The 18,221-nt window shown below is 48.1% G+C and carries 20 protein-coding genes; 17 read left to right on the top strand and 3 right to left on the bottom strand.

From position 1 onward, the window contains the following. The first annotated feature begins 15 nt into the window (after nt 1-15). From CI595_RS04685 to thiI, 7 genes are all read left to right on the top strand, one after another. Nucleotides 16-2,094 carry a glycoside hydrolase family 36 protein gene (locus CI595_RS04685; protein WP_095172119.1) on the top strand — a complete coding sequence of 693 codons (2,079 nt, stop codon included), beginning with the start codon at nt 16-18 and terminating at the stop codon, nt 2,092-2,094. 16 nt (nt 2,095-2,110) lie between these two features. After that, nucleotides 2,111-3,388: an MFS transporter gene (locus tag CI595_RS04680; protein WP_095172118.1), complete on the top strand. Its 1,278-nt coding sequence runs from the start codon at nt 2,111-2,113 to the stop codon at nt 3,386-3,388. Between the two features lie 357 nt (nt 3,389-3,745). After that, a complete protein-coding gene (locus tag CI595_RS04675) occupies nt 3,746-4,663 on the top strand; it encodes an AEC family transporter (protein WP_095172117.1) in 918 nt (305 codons plus the stop codon). A gap of 47 nt (nt 4,664-4,710) precedes the next feature. Continuing rightward, nucleotides 4,711-5,664: a 50S ribosomal protein L11 methyltransferase gene (gene prmA / locus CI595_RS04670; protein WP_095172116.1), complete on the top strand. Its 954-nt coding sequence runs from the start codon at nt 4,711-4,713 to the stop codon at nt 5,662-5,664. A gap of 12 nt (nt 5,665-5,676) precedes the next feature. Next, complete coding sequence (locus tag CI595_RS04665) at nt 5,677-6,414, top strand: 16S rRNA (uracil(1498)-N(3))-methyltransferase (protein ID WP_095172115.1); 738 nt, start codon at nt 5,677-5,679, stop codon at nt 6,412-6,414. A 1-nt stretch (nt 6,415) separates the two neighbouring features. Further along, entirely contained in the window at nt 6,416-7,570 is a 1,155-nt protein-coding gene (locus CI595_RS04660; protein WP_095172114.1) for a cysteine desulfurase family protein, read from the top strand. A gap of 19 nt (nt 7,571-7,589) precedes the next feature. Beyond that, entirely contained in the window at nt 7,590-8,768 is a 1,179-nt protein-coding gene (thiI, locus tag CI595_RS04655; RefSeq protein ID WP_095172113.1) for a tRNA uracil 4-sulfurtransferase ThiI, read from the top strand. A 118-nt stretch (nt 8,769-8,886) separates the two neighbouring features. On the opposite strand, the gene CI595_RS04650 is transcribed toward thiI, so the two are convergent. Then, nucleotides 8,887-9,123 (bottom strand): HPr family phosphocarrier protein, encoded by a 237-nt coding sequence (locus CI595_RS04650; RefSeq protein WP_018596059.1) that lies wholly within the window; start codon nt 9,121-9,123, stop codon nt 8,887-8,889. 163 nt (nt 9,124-9,286) lie between these two features. On the opposite strand from CI595_RS04650, the gene mtaB reads away from it, so the two are divergent. From mtaB to CI595_RS04605, 9 genes are all read left to right on the top strand, one after another. Then, complete coding sequence (mtaB, locus tag CI595_RS04645) at nt 9,287-10,591, top strand: tRNA (N(6)-L-threonylcarbamoyladenosine(37)-C(2))-methylthiotransferase MtaB (RefSeq protein WP_095172112.1); 1,305 nt, start codon at nt 9,287-9,289, stop codon at nt 10,589-10,591. Between the two features lie 106 nt (nt 10,592-10,697). Next, nucleotides 10,698-10,970: an IreB family regulatory phosphoprotein gene (locus CI595_RS04640; RefSeq protein ID WP_018596061.1), complete on the top strand. Its 273-nt coding sequence runs from the start codon at nt 10,698-10,700 to the stop codon at nt 10,968-10,970. Nucleotides 10,971-10,972: 2 nt separating this feature from the next. Next, nucleotides 10,973-11,407, top strand: a complete 435-nt coding sequence (ruvX, locus tag CI595_RS04635) for a Holliday junction resolvase RuvX (RefSeq protein WP_033142399.1) — start codon at nt 10,973-10,975, stop codon at nt 11,405-11,407. 100 nt (nt 11,408-11,507) lie between these two features. Next, on the top strand, nt 11,508-11,774 hold the full coding sequence (locus tag CI595_RS04630) for a DUF1292 domain-containing protein (protein WP_065543109.1): 267 nt from the start codon (nt 11,508-11,510) through the stop codon (nt 11,772-11,774). A gap of 23 nt (nt 11,775-11,797) precedes the next feature. Beyond that, on the top strand, nt 11,798-13,465 hold the full coding sequence (locus CI595_RS04625; protein ID WP_029470224.1) for a ribonuclease J: 1,668 nt from the start codon (nt 11,798-11,800) through the stop codon (nt 13,463-13,465). A 4-nt stretch (nt 13,466-13,469) separates the two neighbouring features. Then, nucleotides 13,470-13,808 carry a YlbF/YmcA family competence regulator gene (locus CI595_RS04620; RefSeq protein WP_018596065.1) on the top strand — a complete coding sequence of 113 codons (339 nt, stop codon included), beginning with the start codon at nt 13,470-13,472 and terminating at the stop codon, nt 13,806-13,808. Nucleotides 13,809-13,824: 16 nt separating this feature from the next. Beyond that, entirely contained in the window at nt 13,825-14,400 is a 576-nt protein-coding gene (locus CI595_RS04615) for an endolytic transglycosylase MltG (RefSeq protein ID WP_095172111.1), read from the top strand. Between the two features lie 14 nt (nt 14,401-14,414). Then, nucleotides 14,415-15,056, top strand: a complete 642-nt coding sequence (locus CI595_RS04610; protein WP_095172110.1) for an O-methyltransferase — start codon at nt 14,415-14,417, stop codon at nt 15,054-15,056. A gap of 16 nt (nt 15,057-15,072) precedes the next feature. Next, nucleotides 15,073-16,314: a peptidase U32 family protein gene (locus tag CI595_RS04605; RefSeq protein ID WP_095172109.1), complete on the top strand. Its 1,242-nt coding sequence runs from the start codon at nt 15,073-15,075 to the stop codon at nt 16,312-16,314. On the opposite strand, the gene sigK is transcribed toward CI595_RS04605, so the two are convergent. Both sigK and CI595_RS04595 read right to left on the bottom strand, forming a co-directional pair. After that, nucleotides 16,282-16,908, bottom strand: coding sequence for an RNA polymerase sporulation sigma factor SigK (gene sigK / locus CI595_RS04600; protein ID WP_065543105.1), 627 nt, complete (start codon nt 16,906-16,908; stop codon nt 16,282-16,284). The two genes, CI595_RS04605 and sigK, sit on opposite strands and share 33 nt — an antisense overlap. Nucleotides 16,909-17,006: 98 nt before the next feature. After that, nucleotides 17,007-17,231: a helix-turn-helix domain-containing protein gene (locus CI595_RS04595; RefSeq protein WP_095172108.1), complete on the bottom strand. Its 225-nt coding sequence runs from the start codon at nt 17,229-17,231 to the stop codon at nt 17,007-17,009. Between the two features lie 129 nt (nt 17,232-17,360). Here CI595_RS04595 and CI595_RS04590 point away from each other — a divergent pair, with 129 nt between their 5' ends. Beyond that, the gene (locus CI595_RS04590) at nt 17,361-18,209 is read left to right on the top strand and encodes a helix-turn-helix domain-containing protein (protein ID WP_095172107.1); all 849 of its coding nucleotides are present in this window, start codon (nt 17,361-17,363) and stop codon (nt 18,207-18,209) included. Nucleotides 18,210-18,221 lie beyond the last annotated feature (12 nt).

Here is an 18,221-nt window from a genome sequence, read left to right as displayed (position 1 = left end):
AAGGAGAAAACAACAATGCAGATTGCTGAAAACGGCATTTATATGAATTTGGTACTGGAAAAAGGAAAGGCGGCAGCGTTCACCCACTTTTCCCGCTGTCCGGGGAGGACAGAGACTGCGCAGGAGGACCTGCATGTCTGCACACTGGCAGAGATGCAGGCCAGCGGATTTGACCAGTGCGACCATCACGGAAATAAACACACAGGTAGCAGCCCATCCCTGCTTATGAAATATGAGACCCATACGGATCATGAAAATGAATATGGCAGGAAGCTGGAGATACAGCAGGACTATGAAGGATTGAAACTGATCACACATATGCAGTTCTACAACGATATTCCTGTTGTGAGGTGCTGGAACGAGCTGAAAAACCAGGGGAAAAGAACCTACGCGGTGGAGTACCTGTCCTCCTTTGCCTTTACGGGCCTTTCCGGTGGATGCCAACAGCCCCGCGACAAGAATGGGCTGCTTTACATTCCCCATAATACATGGTTTGGGGAGGCACAGTGGAAAAAATATACATTGAACGAACTGGGATATGACGTTGTAAACACCTTTTCCATGAAACGCATCTCCTACAGCAAGACAGGAAGCTGGGGGTGTGACGAATTTTTGCCGATGGGCTGTTATTACAACACAGAGACGGACACGTCCATGACCTGGGAGATAGAGACCAGCGGCTCCTGGCACTGGGAGATCAGCGATATCAGGGAGCAGTTGTATCTCCAGATCTCAGGCCCCACGTTCCAGGAAAACGGCTGGATGATTAACCTGCGTCCGGGGGAAAGCTTTACCTCCGTTCCCTGTGCGGTTGCCGTGACAGGCGGGGAATTCCAGGAGAGCATAGGAGCCATGACACAGTACAGGAGAAGGATCAGGAGGCAGAACAAGGACAATGAGACGCTTCCGGTTATCTTTAATGATTATATGAACTGTCTGATGGGTGACCCCACAACAGAGGTGTTAAAGCCCCTGATCGACGCGGCGAAAGAGGCGGGATGTGAGTATTTCTGTGTGGACTGCGGGTGGTATTCTGACGGTCACTGGTGGGACGGCGTGGGAGAATGGCTGCCCAGTCAAAAAAGGTTTCCGGGGGGGATCGAGGAGGTCATTCAATATATCAGAAGCCGCGATATGATACCCGGCCTGTGGTTAGAGCTGGAGGTCATGGGAACCAAGTGCCCTATGGTGGATAAGGTGCCAAAAGACTGGTTTTTCCAGAGAAACGGGCAGGCCATTATTGACCACTGCAGATACCAGCTGGATTTCAGAAATCCCCAGGTGCAGGAGTACGCCATGGGCGTGATCAGACGTCTTGTGGAGGAATACGGGGTTGGCTATATTAAGATGGACTATAACATAGACTGCGGTGTGGGTACAGACCGGGATGCAGACAGCGCCGGCGCGGGACTGCTGGAGCACAACCGTGCATATCTGGCCTGGCTTGACCGGGTGTTTGAAACCTATCCGGATCTGATCATCGAAAACTGCAGCAGCGGCGGTATGCGCATGGAGTATTCCATGCTCTCCAGGCAGAGCATCCAGTCTGTCACAGACCAGACAGATTATATAAAAATGGCAGCCATTGCAGCAAACTGTGCTACAGCGTGTGCGCCGGAACAGGCTGCAATCTGGTCCTATCCTCTCATCCGGGGAACAGACGAGGAGGCTGTCTTCAACATGGTAAATGCCATGCTTCTGCGCATCCACCAGAGCGGGTATCTGGGACAGATCGGGGATAGCAGGATGCGCCATGTGACGGATGGTATCCGCTTATATAAAGAGATACGAGAAGACATTAAAGAAGGCCTTCCCTTCTGGCCCACAGGGCTTGCATCCTTTTCTGACGAATACCTGAGCTATGGAATGCAGTGCGGGGACAGATGCTACCTGGCTGTATGGAGGACCAAAGGTGAAGGGGAAAAAGAATTCCGCATCCCCCTTCAGAAGAATGGCTGTCAGGTAAAAGATGTAAGATGCATGTATCCCGTGGATATGAAAACCGATTACAAATATAAAGCGGATACGGAGTGTCTCCATATTAAATTAGAACCTAAAACAGCAAGAGTATTTACTTTTAGCCGCATGGGCTAAGTGAGGCATTTATGTAGTGAAAAGAGAACACAGCATAAAAAGAAAAATCAAATATGTGCTGGGGGGAACCGCGCTGGGGCACCATTACTACCAGTTCCTTCTGGTACACACCCTGTTCCTGGTATTTACCAGAATACCCGGCATCTTTATCAATACACTGCTGATGAACCAGACAGGGAGCATCAATTCCACTCTGTTTTACAATGGCGCAATCTTTGCTGCCTGCGCCGTCATGATGCTTTTATCTGCCCACATCATGCACCGGACACAGAGCAAAGTCACAGCCGTCATCGGTATTCTGGGATACAACCTTCTGTATCTGTGCTACATCCTTTTTCAGGACCGGGTGGGGCAGTATTATATGCTGTTTGGGCTTGCCAACGGCATGGCAGACGGATTTTATTACATCAGCTACGGCAGGATGATCCTGTCCTGCACAGAGACCTGGAACAGAGACAGCGGCATGGGGATCATCAGCATTTTCAGCGCGGCAGTCAATCTGCTGGTCCCCCTTTTCTCAGGAAGCCTGATCTCTCTTATCGGAGGTGTAAAAGGCTATGTGGTTGTTTTCATAGTGGCTTTCCTGGTGGCGTTCGCAACACTGCTGGCAGTTTTCCGGCTTCCAAATGAAATCCGGCACCGGGAAAAGCCCGGAGTACACTATCTGAAATTCCTGAAGCTAATCTGCCAAAAACGCCAAATACTCTATGGCCTGCTGGGAGAGACCATGAAAGGTGTCCGGGAGGGAACCTTCATGTTCATCCTCAACATGATCCTATACCAACTGGTAAAAAACGAGTTTCTGATCGGGTGCAATTCCTTTTTGAGCGGCGCGGCCTCCATTCTGTGCTTCTGGTTTATGAGCCATTTTATACGGCCTGACAATAGGCAGAAATACATGGTGGCCGCTATCTGCATCCTAACCGGCGTTTCCCTGATAAGCCTATGGGACGTCAACCCGGTGATGGTGGTAGTGTTTGCCGTCATCAATGCATTTTTCGCGGGTATGATAGAAATATCCTGCTACACAACCTTTTTTGATATATCCCAAAGCGTACCGGAAGCAGAGCAGTACACACCCGAACTTCTGGCATTCCACGAGGTATTCGTGGTAGTGGGAAGATGTGCGGGACTCTTCGCCTTCGCCGTGATCAACACCATATTCCACGGTGCACTACAGGCACAACTCGCAAGCCTGCTCCTACTCACCGTATTCCAGTTTTTTACTGTCCTTCTCTGCAGAAAAGCCAGAGTAACAGCAGGAAGAATATCCGAAAAAACAGTAAAAATATGATCTTTATTTTTAAATACTATCTACCGCCATAGAAAACCAGGAAACAGGGCAGGAAGGGGCCGGGGATGTATCTTTGCAGCAGCGAGGCTAAGTGGAAGGTTCTGTGAAATCCACCAATTACGGAGACTTAGGCGGGAACCCTCTGGTGACCGTCTTAGCCGCAGTTATTGGTTAGTTCACAGGTTCTGGAACGTCGAGCGGCTGCAAAGATACATCCCCGGCCCCTTCCTGCCCTGTTTCCGTCCCCCCTTGATTCTAAATCGCATTTCTAAAACCCAATTCTATTTATCATTGCAATCCTCAAATTTTTTATATATAATAGGAATATTGAATACAAAAGCGGAGAGTGTATAAAAAATGAGCGGTCTTGTAGTTATGAAGCAGATGATAATAATATTCGCATTGATCATGGCAGGATTTTTCCTGCACAAAAGGCGCATTATATCTTCCGCTGCATCCAAAGACATGTCAGCACTGGTATTAAACCTCTGCTCCCCGGCTCTGATCATTTCCAGCATGTTCAGCGACCTGACCTCCATATCCAGAAAAAATGTGGGCCTGGTTGCCCTGATCGGCATTCTTTGTTTTGCCTTTCTCATAATACTGGGATATACTCTGACAAAAATCCTGCGGGTGCCTGTTTCCCAGAGAGAGGCATACATTCTGATGACCGTATTCGGCAATCTGGGTTTTATCGGACTGCCGGTGGCGTCTGCAGTGCTTGGGCCGAAATCCATGGTGTATGTGATCGTCTTTAACTTTCTGTTCAATGTGGTGATCTTCACCTTTGGGATCATGCTGGTGAAAAAAGGCGTAGCAGGGGTGGAGCAGTCCTGGACCGATATCTTCAGCCCCGGATTTATTGCCTGCATCCTTGCATTCATTATCTATTGGTTCAATATAAAGATCCCGGCGGATCTGCAGTCACTGGTAAATTACTGCGGCAATGCCTGCACCCTTTTATCCCTGCTCGTGATCGGCATGTCTCTGGTGGGAATGAATCTGGGCAGTGTGTTTAAAAACAAAAGGCTTCTGCTTTTTACTGCCATCCGTTTTATTGCAGTGCCTATAGCCCTGGCCCTGCTGTTAAAACCGTTTTTGCCGGATTATATTATGAGGGCTTCCATTGTACTTATGATGTCTCTGCCGGTGGCGAACATGCCCATGATGATGGCAGAGCAGTATGGGAAAGAAACAACGACCATATCCGAGGGGATCATTTTGTCTACCGTGCTTTCGGCAGCCACGATCTCCCTGGTGTTTTTATTTGTATAGTTTGATCTCACGGACTGCAGAGGCAGCCGGAAAGGAGAATATGATATATGAAATGGAATAAATTCACACTGAAAACAAGAACCGACGCGGAGGACATTATTATATCCACACTGGCGGATATCGGCATTCAGGGTGCGGAGATAGAGGATAAACAGCCTTTGACCGAGGAGGATAAAAAACAGATGTTTGTGGATATCCTGCCGGACATGCCGGAGGATGACGGGGTGGCCTATCTGAATTTCTATCTGGATGAGGATGAAAACGTGGAGGAAATGCTGCAAAAAGTGGAAGCTGAATTAGAGGAACTCCGCAATTTTGTGGATATCGGTGAGGGAACCGTAACCACCTCCCAGACAGAGGACAAGGATTGGATCAACAACTGGAAACAGTATTTCAAACAGTTCTATGTGGATGATATCCTGATCATTCCTTCCTGGGAAGAGGTGAAGGATGAGGACAAAGACCGCATGATCATCCATATTGACCCGGGTACTGCATTTGGCACGGGGATGCATGAGACCACACAGCTCTGCATCCGTCAGCTCAAGAAATATGTGACGCCCGAGACAGAACTTCTGGATGTGGGCACCGGAAGCGGCATCCTTTCCATCGTAGCCCTGAAACTGGGAGCAAAACACGCTGTGGGGACAGACTTGGACCCTTGTGCAGTTCCCGCTGTGGGGGAAAATAAGGAAGTAAATGATATTCCGCCTGAGCGCTTTGACATGATGATCGGAAACATCATTGATGACAAAACCGTCCAGGACAAGGTGGGATATGAAAAATACGATATTGTGGCTGCCAATATTCTGGCCGATGTGCTGGTACCCCTCACTCCGGTCATTCTGAACCAGATGAAAAAGGGCGGCATTTATATCACGTCAGGAATTATTGATAATAAGGAAGAAACTGTGGTGAAGGCAGTGAAGGATGCCGGCCTTGAGGTCCTGGAGGTGACCTATCAGGGCGAGTGGGTGTCTGTGACCGCCAGAAAGAATTAAGGAGTGTGATCCATGTACCGTTTTTTCGTAGAGCCTTCCCAGGTGGAGGAGCATACCATCCGCATTCAGGGCAGTGATGTGAACCATATAAAAAATGTGCTGCGCATGAAGACAGGTGAGGAGATCCTCATAAGCTCCGGGGATAATCTGGAGTATGCCTGTTACATTGAGGAGATGGGAACAGAGGAAGTCCTGGCGCATGTGATGTATGTGCAGGAGGCCGGTTATGAGCTGTCTTCCAGGATTTATCTGTTTCAGGGGCTTCCAAAAGGTGATAAGATGGAGCTGATCATCCAGAAAGCTGTGGAACTGGGCGTGCATGAGATCATTCCCGTGGCGACCAGGCGGGCCGTGGTTAAGCTGGAAGGCAAAAAAGAAGAGAACAAGATCCGCCGCTGGCAGGCCATTGCAGGCAGCGCGGCGAAGCAGTCAAAACGCATGTATGTGCCGGAAGTAAAACCTGTCATGCGTTTTAGCCAGGCGATAGAACAGGCAAAGGAACTGGACATAGTGCTTCTTCCCTATGAGCTGGCGGAAGGCATGAGAAAGACCAAGGAGATCATTGCTCAGATAGAACCGGGCGGGTCTATCGGCATTTTCATTGGACCGGAGGGCGGGTTTGACGAGGAAGAGGTGCGTATGGCAGTGGAAATGGGAGCAAAGGCCATCACACTGGGAAAAAGAATCTTGCGGACAGAGACAGCAGGGCTTACAGTCCTCTCTGTCCTGATGTTTGCATTGGAGGAATAACATGGAAGCGTATCTGGACAACTCAGCCACCACAAAATGTTTTGATGAAGTAAAGGACATTGTGGTGAAGACCATGACCGAGGATTACGGCAACCCGTCAGCTATGCATTTAAAGGGCGTGGAGGCGGAAAAGTATGTGAAGGAAGCAGCAGCAGCCATTGCCAAAACTCTGAAAGTACAGGAAAAGGAGATTTTCTTCACTTCCGGAGGAACAGAATCAGACAACTGGGCTTTGGTGGGCACGGCACTTGCCAACTGCCGTCAGGGTAAGCATATCATTACCACATCATTTGAGCACGCAGCGGTTTCGGCACCTCTTGACTGGCTGAAAGGGCAGGGTTACGATCTGACCGTGATCCCTGTGGATGAGAAAGGAAATCTCTCCATGGAAGAGCTGGAGGCAGCCATCCGCCCGGATACCATCCTGGTATCCACCATGTATGTGAATAACGAAGTGGGAGCCGTAGTGCCTGTGGAGGCCGTGGCAAAGCTGGTGCATGAGAAGAATCCTAAGACGGTGTACCATGTGGATGCCATACAGGGCTATGGAAAATACAGGATTTATCCCAAACGCGCGGGGATCGACCTGCTCTCTGTGAGCAGCCATAAAATCCACGGGCCAAAGGGCGTAGGTTTTTTATATGTCAGTGAAAAGGTGAAGATCCAGCCCCTTATTCTGGGCGGCGGCCAGCAGAAAGGTATGCGTTCCGGTACAGATAATGTGCCGGGGATCGCGGGACTTGGAATTGCAGCACGCATGGTATATGAAGATCATGAGGAAAAGATAGAAAAGCTGAGAGCACTCAAATCCTATCTGGCAGAAAACCTGTCTGCCATGGAGCGGGTAGTCATCAACGGGCCTGCGCCCGAGGACGGGGCACCCCATATAGTGAACGCCAGCTTCCTGGGGGTGCGGAGTGAAGTGCTTCTGCATACCCTGGAGGAAAAAGGTATCTATGTGTCCGCGGGAAGCGCCTGTTCCAGCCACAAGCGGGCTGCAAGCGCCACTATGACTGCTATATCCGCGGACAAGGAACGCAGAGAGTCCGCCATACGTTTCAGCCTCAGTGAGTTTACCACAAAAAAGGAGCTGGATCATACACTGGAGGAGATCAGAACCGTACTGCCTGTGCTTCGGAAGTATGCAAGGCATTGATAAGGGAAAGGAATAAGTTATGTATAAAGCATTTTTAATAAAATATGCAGAGATAGCCATCAAAGGAAAGAACCGGTATATTTTTGAGGACGCTCTGGTGGACCAGATCCGCCGTGTGCTGAAAAGTGTGGACGGGTCCTTTGATGTGGTGAAGGAAAGAGGCAGGATCTATGTATTTGCCCGCAGCGAATTTGATTATGAGGAGACTGTGGAGGCGCTTACGCGTGTGTTTGGTATCTACGGCATCTGTCCTGCCGTTGTATTGCAGGATGAGGGGTATGACCAGCTTGCAGAGGCTGTGGTTTCCTATACAAAAGAAGTATACGGCAGCAAAGACATGACTTTTAAAATGAATGTGAGAAGAACCAAGAAAAGTTATCCCATGAATTCCATGGAGCTGAACGCAGAGCTTGGCGGAGCCATCCTGGATGCGTGCCCGAACATGAAAGTGGATGTGCACAAGCCGGATGTGTTTATCCATGTGGAGATCAGGGATAGGATATATCTGTACTCCCAGGTGATCCCGGGACCGGGGGGAATGCCTGTGGGAACCGGTGGAAAGGCAATGCTCCTTCTGTCAGGCGGTATTGACAGCCCGGTTGCCGGATACATGATCGCAAAGCGCGGGGTTAGTATTGACGCTGTGTATTTCCACGCACCGCCGTACACCAGTGAGCGTGCGAAACAGAAGGTCGTGGACCTGGCCAAACTGGTGGCACGCTACAGCGGTCCCATCCGTCTGCATGTGGTCAATTTCACGGATATTCAACTATATATTTATGAAAAATGCCCTCATGAGGAGCTGACTATCATTATGCGCCGTTATATGATGAAGATTGCGGAGGCATTTGCCGAGAAGGACGGCTGTCTGGGATTGATCACAGGGGAGAGTATCGGCCAGGTGGCTAGCCAGACCATGCAGAGTCTTGCCGCTACAAATGAGGTATGTACCATGCCTGTATTCCGTCCGGTGATCGGCTTTGACAAGCAGGAGATCGTGGACGTGGCGCTGAAGATCAACACTTATGAGACATCTATCCTGCCCTTTGAGGACTGCTGTACCATATTTGTTGCCAAACATCCTGTTACAAAGCCAAGTTTGAAAGTGATCAAACGCTCTGAGGAAAAGCTTCAGGAGAAGATAGAAGTGATGATGGAGGAAGCTGTGAGTACAGCGGAGACGATCATCTGTGAATAAGAACAGCGGTGCCGGGATGTGGGATTCCGGCATCTGCCCCAAAGGGTTTTCCTTAGGAATGAAAAAAAGGACTGCCCTCAGGCAGCCCCGGTTGTTGCTTTGTCGGAATGAATCTCGATTAGTCTACTAAATATGGTTTTAACACAGTTAAGATGTCATCTAAAGCGCCATCAGCTGCATGGATGTTCAAGTCAATAGCTTTTGATAAATCTAAGCTGAAGATACCCATGATAGACTTAGCGTCGATAACGTATCTTCCGGATACTAAATCAAAATCATAATCAAATTTTGTAATTTCATTCACGAATGATTTTACTTTGTCGATAGAATTCAGTGAAATTTTTACTGTTTTCATTGGAAAAATCCTCCCTTACCTATTCCGTTTTTTGCTTCTTACAAGACTTATGTTACCGTTTATGGCAAAAAAAGTCAATATAAAAAAGGGAGAAATAAAATACAAAGAATCTGACGACTATTCGTCAAAACGCTTAACGAATTTTATGATAAAGAGGATTAGGATGAAAATGAAAGTAGCATTGCACAATCTGGGCTGTAAAGTCAACGCATACGAGTTAGAGGCCATGCAGCAGATGCTGGAACAGGCAGGGTACGAGATCGTGCCTTTTGCGCCCGGAGCGGATATATATATTATCAACACCTGCACAGTCACAAACATTGCTGACCGCAAATCAAGACAGATGCTCCACAAGGCAAAGAAGATGAACCCGGATGCCATAGTGGTGGCAGCAGGCTGTTATGTACAGGCCAAAAAAGATGAGGTACAGATTGACCCGGCCATAGACATTGTGCTGGGCAACAATAAAAAGCAGGATTTACTCACAGTGCTCAGGCAGTACGACAGGGAAAAGGGCCAGGATAAAGAACTGATTGATTTAAAGAGACCGGTGGAATACGAGAATCTGCAGCTTTCCTCCACAGGGGAGCACACCAGGGCCTATCTGAAAGTGCAGGATGGGTGCAACCAGTTCTGCAGCTACTGTATTATCCCTTATGTGAGAGGGCGGGTGAGAAGCCGCAGAAGGCCGGAGATCGTGGACGAGGTGAAGCGGCTGGTGGAGAACGGATACCAGGAGTTTGTCCTTACAGGCATCCATTTAAGCTCCTACGGCGTGGACTGTGAGGATTCCCCTCTGCAGCTCATTCTGGCTGTCCATGAGATCGAAGGTGTGAAAAGAATTCGCCTCGGATCTCTGGAACCCCGTATTATTACGGAAGAATTTGTCAAAACTATAAGCAGCTTATCTAAAATATGTCCTCATTTCCATTTGTCCCTGCAGAGCGGCTGTGATGCCACCTTAAAACGCATGAACAGAAGGTATACAGCACAGGAATATCTGGACGGCTGTGCACTGCTGCGGAAATATTTTGAACATCCGGCTCTCACCACGGATGTGATCGTTGGATTTCCACAGGAGTCGGAGGAGGATTTTGAGGCATCCAGAGCTATGATAGAGAGCGTGGACTTTTACGAGACCCATATCTTCAAATATTCCAGAAGGGAAGGCACCCGGGCCGACCAAATGGAAGGACAGATACCGGAACAAGTAAAAGCAGCCAGAAGCCATATTCTGATCGATCTGGGAAGACAGCAGAAGCAGAAATTTATGGAATATTATCTCGGCAGAAACGTGGAGATCCTCTTTGAGGAACAGGCTGAGATCCGTGGCAAAACATACTGGATCGGGCATACCAGAGAGTATTTAAAAGTGGCAGCCGATACAAAAGAAAACCTTGAGAATTGCATAAAAATTGGCAAAATTGGCGGATTTGTCGAAGATGGCGTTTTTATTTGCGCAATATAATGGTTGAATTTCCCTTCAAGATATATTAGAATAAGGGTATGGTTTAGAGAACTATCCGGCGGCAGCTTCCGAATAGTTATAAGTTTAGATAAGGGCGTGAGAGATTATGGAGAATAATTTAGGAAATACACAGTATTTCAAAGTTAAGACAGAACCGGAAGTCCGGGTAAAGGAAGTCCTGGACCTGGTGTACAATGCCATGGCGGAGAAAGGATATAATCCGGTAAACCAGATTGTTGGCTACATCATGTCCGGCGATCCGACTTATATCACCAGCTACAAAGGTGCCAGAAGCACCATCATGAAAGTAGAACGTGATGAGTTAGTGGAGGAGCTTTTGAAGGAGTATATCAAAAACGAATCCTGGAAGCGTGACTGATGATGAGGATCATGGGACTTGACTATGGCTCTAAGACAATAGGGGTGGCGATCAGCGACCCTCTGGGTCTTACTGCCCAGGGAATCGAAATTATCCGTCGGGAAGATGAAAATAAACTTAGAAAATCCCTTCGCCGGATTGAGGAGCTTGTAAGCGAATATCAGGTGGAAGAGATTGTTCTTGGATTTCCCAAGAACATGAATAACACCATAGGAGAACGGGCGCAGAAGTCTCTTGAGCTGAAGGAAATGCTGGAGAGAAGATGCGGTCTGCCTGTGATCATGTGGGATGAGAGGCTGACTACTGTTGAGGCCAACCGTACGCTCATGGAAAGCGGTGTACGGCGAGAGAACAGAAGTAAATACGTGGATATGATAGCTGCAGTGTTTATTTTGCAGGGCTATCTGGATGCAAAAGCAAACCCGGGTACAGTTTGATTTCAGCTTGATACCGTATTTGGATTATTGAGGGAAAGAAGGCTCGTTTCCGGGTTTGGGCGTTTATGCACGTGAAAAGAACGACAGAAAGGAAGAATGTATGGAGACAATTATTTTTGATGGAGAAGACGGAACAGAATTGGAGTTAGGGATTCTGGAACAGACAAGAGTGAACGGAAGCGTATATCTGCTGGTAGTGGACCCTGAGGATTCGGACGATGAAGGGGCAGCGGCATATATTTTAAAGGACATTTCAGAGGATGGCGACGAAGAAGGCTGCTACGTGTTCGTGGAGGACGATACGGAATACGATGCGGTTTACAAAGTCTTTGAGGCCATGTTAGAGGACATTGAATTTGAAAATTGAACGGAGAAATTGGAGGAATTAACTTGAAAAAAAACAACAACTCAAAATTGAAGATCATTCCTTTGGGCGGGTTGGAACAGATAGGAATGAATATTACTGCCTTTGAATATGAGGACAGTATTGTCGTAGTGGACTGCGGTCTGTCATTTCCCGAGGACGATATGCTGGGAATTGACCTTGTGATACCGGACATCACTTATCTGAAGGACAATATTGACAAAGTCAAAGGATTCGTTATCACCCATGGTCACGAGGACCATATCGGTGCACTTCCTTATGTAATGAAGGAGATCAATATACCCATCTATGCAACAAAGCTTACGATCGGATTAATCGAAAATAAATTTAAAGAGCACAATTTGCTCAGAAGTACCAAGAGAAAAGTGATCAAACATGGACAGTCCATTAATCTGGGCTGCTTTCGTATAGAATTTATCAAGACAAACCACAGCATCCAGGATGCGTCTGCACTGGCAATCTATTCCCCTGCGGGAATCGTGGTGCACACCGGTGACTTTAAAGTGGACTATACTCCTGTATTCGGAGATGCCATTGACCTGCAGCGGTTTGCGGAAATCGGAAAGAAGGGTGTACTGGCACTGATGTGTGACAGTACCAATGCGGAGCGCAAGGGATTTACCATGTCTGAGCGCACGGTTGGAAAGACCTTTGACAATATATTTGCAGAGCACAAGAATACCAGGATCATTATCGCGACCTTTGCCTCCAATGTGGACAGGGTGCAGCAGATCATCAATTCTGCATACAAGTACGGCAGGAAGGTGGCTGTGGAGGGCCGGAGCATGGTAAACGTTATCGGCACGGCCTCTGAGCTGGGGTATCTGAAGATCCCGGACAAGACTTTGATCGAGATTGACCAGCTTCGGAATTATCCGGATGAGAAGGTTACGCTGATCACCACGGGAAGCCAGGGAGAATCCATGGCAGCCCTCTCCAGAATGGCAGCCAGCATTCACAAAAAAGTGACCATCAAACCGAATGATACGATCATTTTCAGTTCCAACCCCATTCCGGGCAATGAAAAGGCAGTATCCAAGGTTATCAATGAATTGAGCATGAAAGGTGCGGACGTTATCTTCCAGGATGCCCATGTATCCGGACATGCCTGCCAGGAAGAGATCAAACTGATCTATTCCCTGGTAAAACCCAAATACGCCATTCCGGTGCACGGTGAATACCGTCATCTGAAAGCCCAGGCAGGACTTGCCCTGGATTTGGGGATCCCCAAGGAAAATGTGTTTATCCTGCAGTCCGGCGACGTGCTGGAGCTGAATGAGGAGGAGCCGGCCAAAGTTACAGGCAAAGTGCGCACAGGAGCTATCCTGGTTGACGGGCTTGGCGTGGGCGATGTGGGAAATATCGTGCTGCGTGACCGCCAGCATCTGGCAGAGGATGGTATCATGATCGTGGTGCTGACCCTGGAGAAGCGTTCCAGCCGTCTTCTGGCAGGACCGGATATTGTCTCACGGGGATTTGTGTACGTGAGGGAATCCGAAGATTTGATGGATGAGGCCAGGATCGTGGTGGAGGACGCCATAGATGTGTGCCTGGATAAGCATATAACAGACTGGGGCAAAATCAAGAATGTCATCAAGGACTCCCTGGGTGAATTCTTATGGAAGAGGACTAAGAGAAACCCCATGATCCTGCCGATCATCATGGAGGCTTAGGAAAATGAGTATAATCGACGTCTGCGTGGACAAGCTGGTACATGCGATCAAGAACGGCGTTGTCTACAAGCAGTATTGCACGGCTCTAGAGGAGATCAAGGCAATCCCGGGGCTGAAAGAACAGGTAGATGAACTGCGCAAGCTGAATTATCAGATTCAGGCGGAAGGCGATGAGATCAATCTCTATGATGCGATTGATGATGTAGACAGCAAGATGGATGAGCTGTGCAGGATACCGGAGGTGAACCGTTTTTTAGAAGCGGAGCTTACGCTGTGCAGACAGCTTCAAAGTATTGATGCGTCCATCCATCAGGGAATACAGCTGGATATTCCGGATCTTTAAGAATAAGGAGAACAACATGGCAAAAGGAATCAGAAAACAGGGTGCGGCATCTATTATGGCGAGTGGTTTTTTCAGGCTGGCAGTTTATGCCTGTATTGTATTTGCCGTCATTTTTGTGGGCAAATCTGCCTATGATTTCGGATATGCGATCTTTAATGAAGTTCCTGTGGCTGAGGGGGAGGGAACAGACATCACGGTAGTGATCAAGGATGGTTCCTCTGTTTATCAGATTGGCAAGATCCTGAAGAAAAAAGGGCTGATCGAGGATGCAAAGGTCTTTGTGGTGCAGGAAAAGCTGTCCAATTATAAGGACAAGCTGCAGGCAGGTACCTACATTCTGAATACCAATATGACGGCAGATGATATGATGGCGATCCTGTCCCGTGAAAATGTGGACGGCCAGCCTACCCAAGGCTCCGGTACAGACGGCAATTCCGCTGTGCAGGACACCTCCAAGACGACCGGAGAAGACGGCACAGAGCCGGAAAGCGAAGATGCCGGGGAAGGTGAAGATGCCGGGGAAGGTGAAGATGCCGGGGAAGGTGAAGATGCCGGTACCGGTGAAGGACAGGAAGGCCAGCAGGCAGAATAGCAGAGGAAGTAAAAGTGATAGTTGACGAGAGAATGGTAACTTATATCAATTCCCTGGACCGGGGCAACACCCCCTTTCTCAATGAACTGGAGAGAAAAGCCAGGGAGGACAGGGTGCCCATTATCCGCAGGGAGATGCAGAGTTTCCTGAAAGTACTGCTTCAGATAAAACGTCCCCGCCTCATTTTAGAGGTGGGGACTGCTGTTGGGTTCTCCACACTTCTGATGAGCGAATACGCGCCGGCAAAGTGTGAGATCACCACCATAGAGAACTATGAGAAACGGATCCCCATAGCACGGGAAAATTTCAAACGGGCCGGAAGAGAAGAGCAGATCACCCTGCTTTGCGGGGATGCTGCCCAGGTGTTGAAAACCCTTGAGGGGCCGTTTGATCTTATTTTTATGGATGCTGCCAAGGCACAGTATATCCATTTTCTGCCCGAGGTGTTAAGACTTCTGCCATCCGGGGGAATCCTGGTATCTGACAATGTGCTTCAGGATGGGGATTTAATAGAGTCTCATTTTGCCGTGGAGCGCAGGAACCGTACCATTTATAAGCGGATGCGGGAGTATCTCTATGTGCTGAAGAACCATGAAGAACTGGAAACATCCATTCTGCCTCTGGGAGATGGAGTGACTTTGAGTATAAAGAAATAAAAACAGGATGAGGAAAATGAGAAAAAAACCAGAATTACTGATTCCCGCCAGCAGCCTGGAAGTCCTGAAGATCGCTGTTATCTACGGCGCGGATGCCGTATATATCGGTGGTGAAGTATTTGGACTGAGGGCAAAAGCCCGGAATTTTTCCATGGAGGATATGGCAGAGGGGATCACGTTTGCCCACAGATATGGGGTGAAAGTGTATGTGACTGCCAATATCCTGGCCCACAACAGGGACCTGGAGGGTGTGCGGGAATATTTTGAAGAATTAAAAGAGATAAAGCCGGATGCGCTGATCATTTCAGACCCCGGTGTTTTTATGATTGCAAAAGAAGTCTGCCCGGAAATCGAGCGGCATATCAGTACACAGGCCAACAATACCAACTATGGTACTTACCGGTTTTGGCATGAGCTGGGAGCAAAGCGCGTGGTATGCGCAAGGGAACTTTCCCTGGAGGAGATCCGGGAGATCCGTGCCCATATTCCGAGGGATATGGAGATAGAAACCTTTATCCATGGAGCTATGTGTATCTCTTATTCGGGAAGATGCCTGCTGAGCAACTTCTTCACAGGAAGAGATGCGAACCAGGGGGCATGTACCCACCCCTGCCGCTGGAAATACTCCATTGTGGAGGAGACCAGACCGGGAGAATATATGCCTGTCTTTGAAAATGAGAGAGGGACTTATATCTTCAATTCCAAAGATTTGTGTATGATCGAGCATATGGATGATATTCTCACAGCGGGAATAGACAGCCTGAAAATAGAGGGGCGTATGAAGACAGCCCTGTATGTGGCAACGGTGGCAAGGACCTACCGAAAAGCCATTGATGACTATTTTGACAGTTCGGAGCTTTATAAAAAGAATATGCCCTGGTACCAGGAACAGATCATGGGTTGTACCTACAGGCAGTTTACCACAGGATTTTTCTATGGAAAACCGGATGAGACAGCGCAGATATATGACAGTAATACCTATGCCAAGGATTATACCTATCTGGGATATCTGGAGGATAAGACTTCGGAAGGGCTGTACCGCATCACCCAGAGGAATAAATTCCTCGTGGGAGAGACGATAGAGGTCATGAAACCGGACGGAGAGAACCGCCCGGTGACTGTGAAGGCCATATATGATGAGGAAGGGAATTCCTGTGAGAGCGCCCCGCATCCCCAGCAGATTCTGTATGTGGACCTGGGTGAAGGGCTTGATCTGTACGACATTTTAAGACGGAAGGAAGCAGTTCCGGAGCTTTAGGACAGCATTTTTTTCAATACGGGAGACATAAGAGCGGCTGATATTCAGCCGCTTTGCTATTTCCCTCTGCGTCAGTTCCTTTTCTCCGTAGAGTCCGTACCGCAGTTTCAGAACCTCCAGTTCACGTTCGTTCAAGACCTGGTCCAGGAGGCTGTAGAGCTTTTTGATATCCTCTTTCAGGGAATAATGATCCACCACGTCTACAGGTTCATTCTCGATCACGTCCAGAAGATTTATCTCATTCCCCTCTTTGTCTGTTCCGATCGGTTCGTAGAGGGAAACTTCTTTATTGGTCTTTTTCTTGGAACGCAGCAGCATAAGCAGTTCGTTGTCAATACAGCGCGCAGCATAGGTGGAGAGACGGTTGGATTTCTCTCCATTGAATGTATGAATGGCTTTGATAAGCCCAATGGTTCCAATTGAGATCAAATCATCTAAATCTTCCTCAACCCCTTGATATTTTTTCACAATATGTGCAACAAGGCGCAGATTGCGCTCTATGAGAATATTTTTAGCTTCCTGGCTGCCCCTTTTGTATTCTTGAAGATAATATTTCTCTTCTTCGGAAGTCAAGGGCTTAAGAAATGTTTTCAAGCAGCTTTACCTCAAAGGGATTTAATTATAGTCTATGTGCAAATCCGTCAAATTGTGCTTTTCCCACTCATTTAGGGACGGGTAGGCTGCCAAAAAATTCAGTTTGTGCTTCTTGGATAAGGTTTTTTATCGTCTGTAAGGCCTGCCAGATAGTCCATACTGGTATCCAGTGCCAGGGCGATTCGTTTGCATTGTTCAAAGGTATAGTAGCGTTTTCCGTTTTCAATTTTAGAGTAGTCACTTTGGTCAATGCCGGTCAGATGCTGCATTTTGATCTGTGTATATCCTTTTTCCATTCTTAAATCTTTTAATCTGGATTTCATTGATACACCTCATTTCTTTCTATTAATGGCTTTCCATTGATAATCAATTATGGCGTTGTGACCTATTGACTCTAGGGTGAAATTGACCTATAATCTTAGGAAAAAGAGTAGAGGCAGAGGGCTGTTTATATGGGCGGAAATAACAAAAGTCAGCAGCAGGGCAAAGACTGTGTACAGGGCAGCATAAGTCTGCGGTCTGTGGAATGGAACTGCCTGGGGCAGGGCATAGAAACGTACCGGACAGGAAGCGGGGAATACGCTTTATATATCATAACCAAAGGGCGCGGAAGTATAACGGCAGGTGGAATAGAATATGAAGCGGCCGAAGGAAATGTGCTGGCTGTCTTCCCGGAAACGGATGTGAAAGCCGCAGGGAATGCGCAGGATCTCTTCTATTATATCCGTCTTTGTTCCTGTGGTGCCCAGGTGGCGGAGTGCGCCCGGGAGGCAGGTTTTTTTGAGGACGCTCCGTACCATCTCGTCAATGGTATGGCAGAACTGATAAAAACCGTGCGGAGTATGCTGGAGTCAGAAGATGACGGGTATGTGGAATGTCTGGAACAGAGCTGCCGCATAACGAAAATATGGATCGACCTGATCGAAGACCACAGGTATTCAAAGGGGCAGTTTCCGCACGCGGCGGGAAATGACAGGTTAAAGAAAATGCAGGAGATCGCTGCATACATGAAGGAACATATGGAGCAGGATCTGAAAGTCGAGCAGATTGCTAAAAAATACGGAATGAACCGGAGCGGCCTTACCAGGCAGTTCCGAAGTGCAATAGGATGTCCCCCTCAGCAGTATCTTCTCCAAGTGAGATTGGACAGGGCAAAGGAACTGCTGCGGGATACAGAGTATACCATCGGGGAGGTGGCTGCCCGGGTGGGGTACAGGGATGCACTGGCATTTTCCCATATTTTTAAGGAGAAGTGCAGTATGGGACCAAGAGAGTATAGGAAAAGCTGTATCAAGAAATAAGGAGGGGGGAGA

The organism is Blautia hominis (assembly GCA_002270465.1).
Lineage (GTDB): Bacteria > Bacillota > Clostridia > Lachnospirales > Lachnospiraceae > Blautia > Blautia hominis.
Note: the sequence above shows the minus strand (reverse complement) of the source record. Positions and strands in the feature narration are given on the sequence as shown.

Bases quoted from the DNA above. Each gene is read 5' to 3' on its own strand.
- CI595_RS04685 (WP_095172119.1), top strand. From the start codon at position 16: ATGCAGATTGCTGAAAACGGCATTTATATGAATTTGGTACTGGAAAAA.
- CI595_RS04675 (WP_095172117.1), top strand. From the start codon at position 3,746: ATGAGCGGTCTTGTAGTTATGAAGCAGATGATAATAATATTCGCATTG.
- prmA (WP_095172116.1), top strand. From the start codon at position 4,711: ATGAAATGGAATAAATTCACACTGAAAACAAGAACCGACGCGGAGGAC.
- CI595_RS04665 (WP_095172115.1), top strand. From the start codon at position 5,677: ATGTACCGTTTTTTCGTAGAGCCTTCCCAGGTGGAGGAGCATACCATC.
- CI595_RS04660 (WP_095172114.1), top strand. From the start codon at position 6,416: ATGGAAGCGTATCTGGACAACTCAGCCACCACAAAATGTTTTGATGAA.
- thiI (WP_095172113.1), top strand. From the start codon at position 7,590: ATGTATAAAGCATTTTTAATAAAATATGCAGAGATAGCCATCAAAGGA.
- CI595_RS04650 (WP_018596059.1), bottom strand. From the start codon at position 9,123: ATGAAAACAGTAAAAATTTCACTGAATTCTATCGACAAAGTAAAATCA.
- mtaB (WP_095172112.1), top strand. From the start codon at position 9,287: ATGAAAATGAAAGTAGCATTGCACAATCTGGGCTGTAAAGTCAACGCA.
- CI595_RS04640 (WP_018596061.1), top strand. From the start codon at position 10,698: ATGGAGAATAATTTAGGAAATACACAGTATTTCAAAGTTAAGACAGAA.
- ruvX (WP_033142399.1), top strand. From the start codon at position 10,973: ATGAGGATCATGGGACTTGACTATGGCTCTAAGACAATAGGGGTGGCG.
- CI595_RS04630 (WP_065543109.1), top strand. From the start codon at position 11,508: ATGGAGACAATTATTTTTGATGGAGAAGACGGAACAGAATTGGAGTTA.
- CI595_RS04620 (WP_018596065.1), top strand. From the start codon at position 13,470: ATGAGTATAATCGACGTCTGCGTGGACAAGCTGGTACATGCGATCAAG.
- CI595_RS04615 (WP_095172111.1), top strand. From the start codon at position 13,825: ATGGCAAAAGGAATCAGAAAACAGGGTGCGGCATCTATTATGGCGAGT.
- CI595_RS04605 (WP_095172109.1), top strand. From the start codon at position 15,073: ATGAGAAAAAAACCAGAATTACTGATTCCCGCCAGCAGCCTGGAAGTC.
- CI595_RS04595 (WP_095172108.1), bottom strand. From the start codon at position 17,231: ATGAAATCCAGATTAAAAGATTTAAGAATGGAAAAAGGATATACACAG.
- CI595_RS04590 (WP_095172107.1), top strand. From the start codon at position 17,361: ATGGGCGGAAATAACAAAAGTCAGCAGCAGGGCAAAGACTGTGTACAG.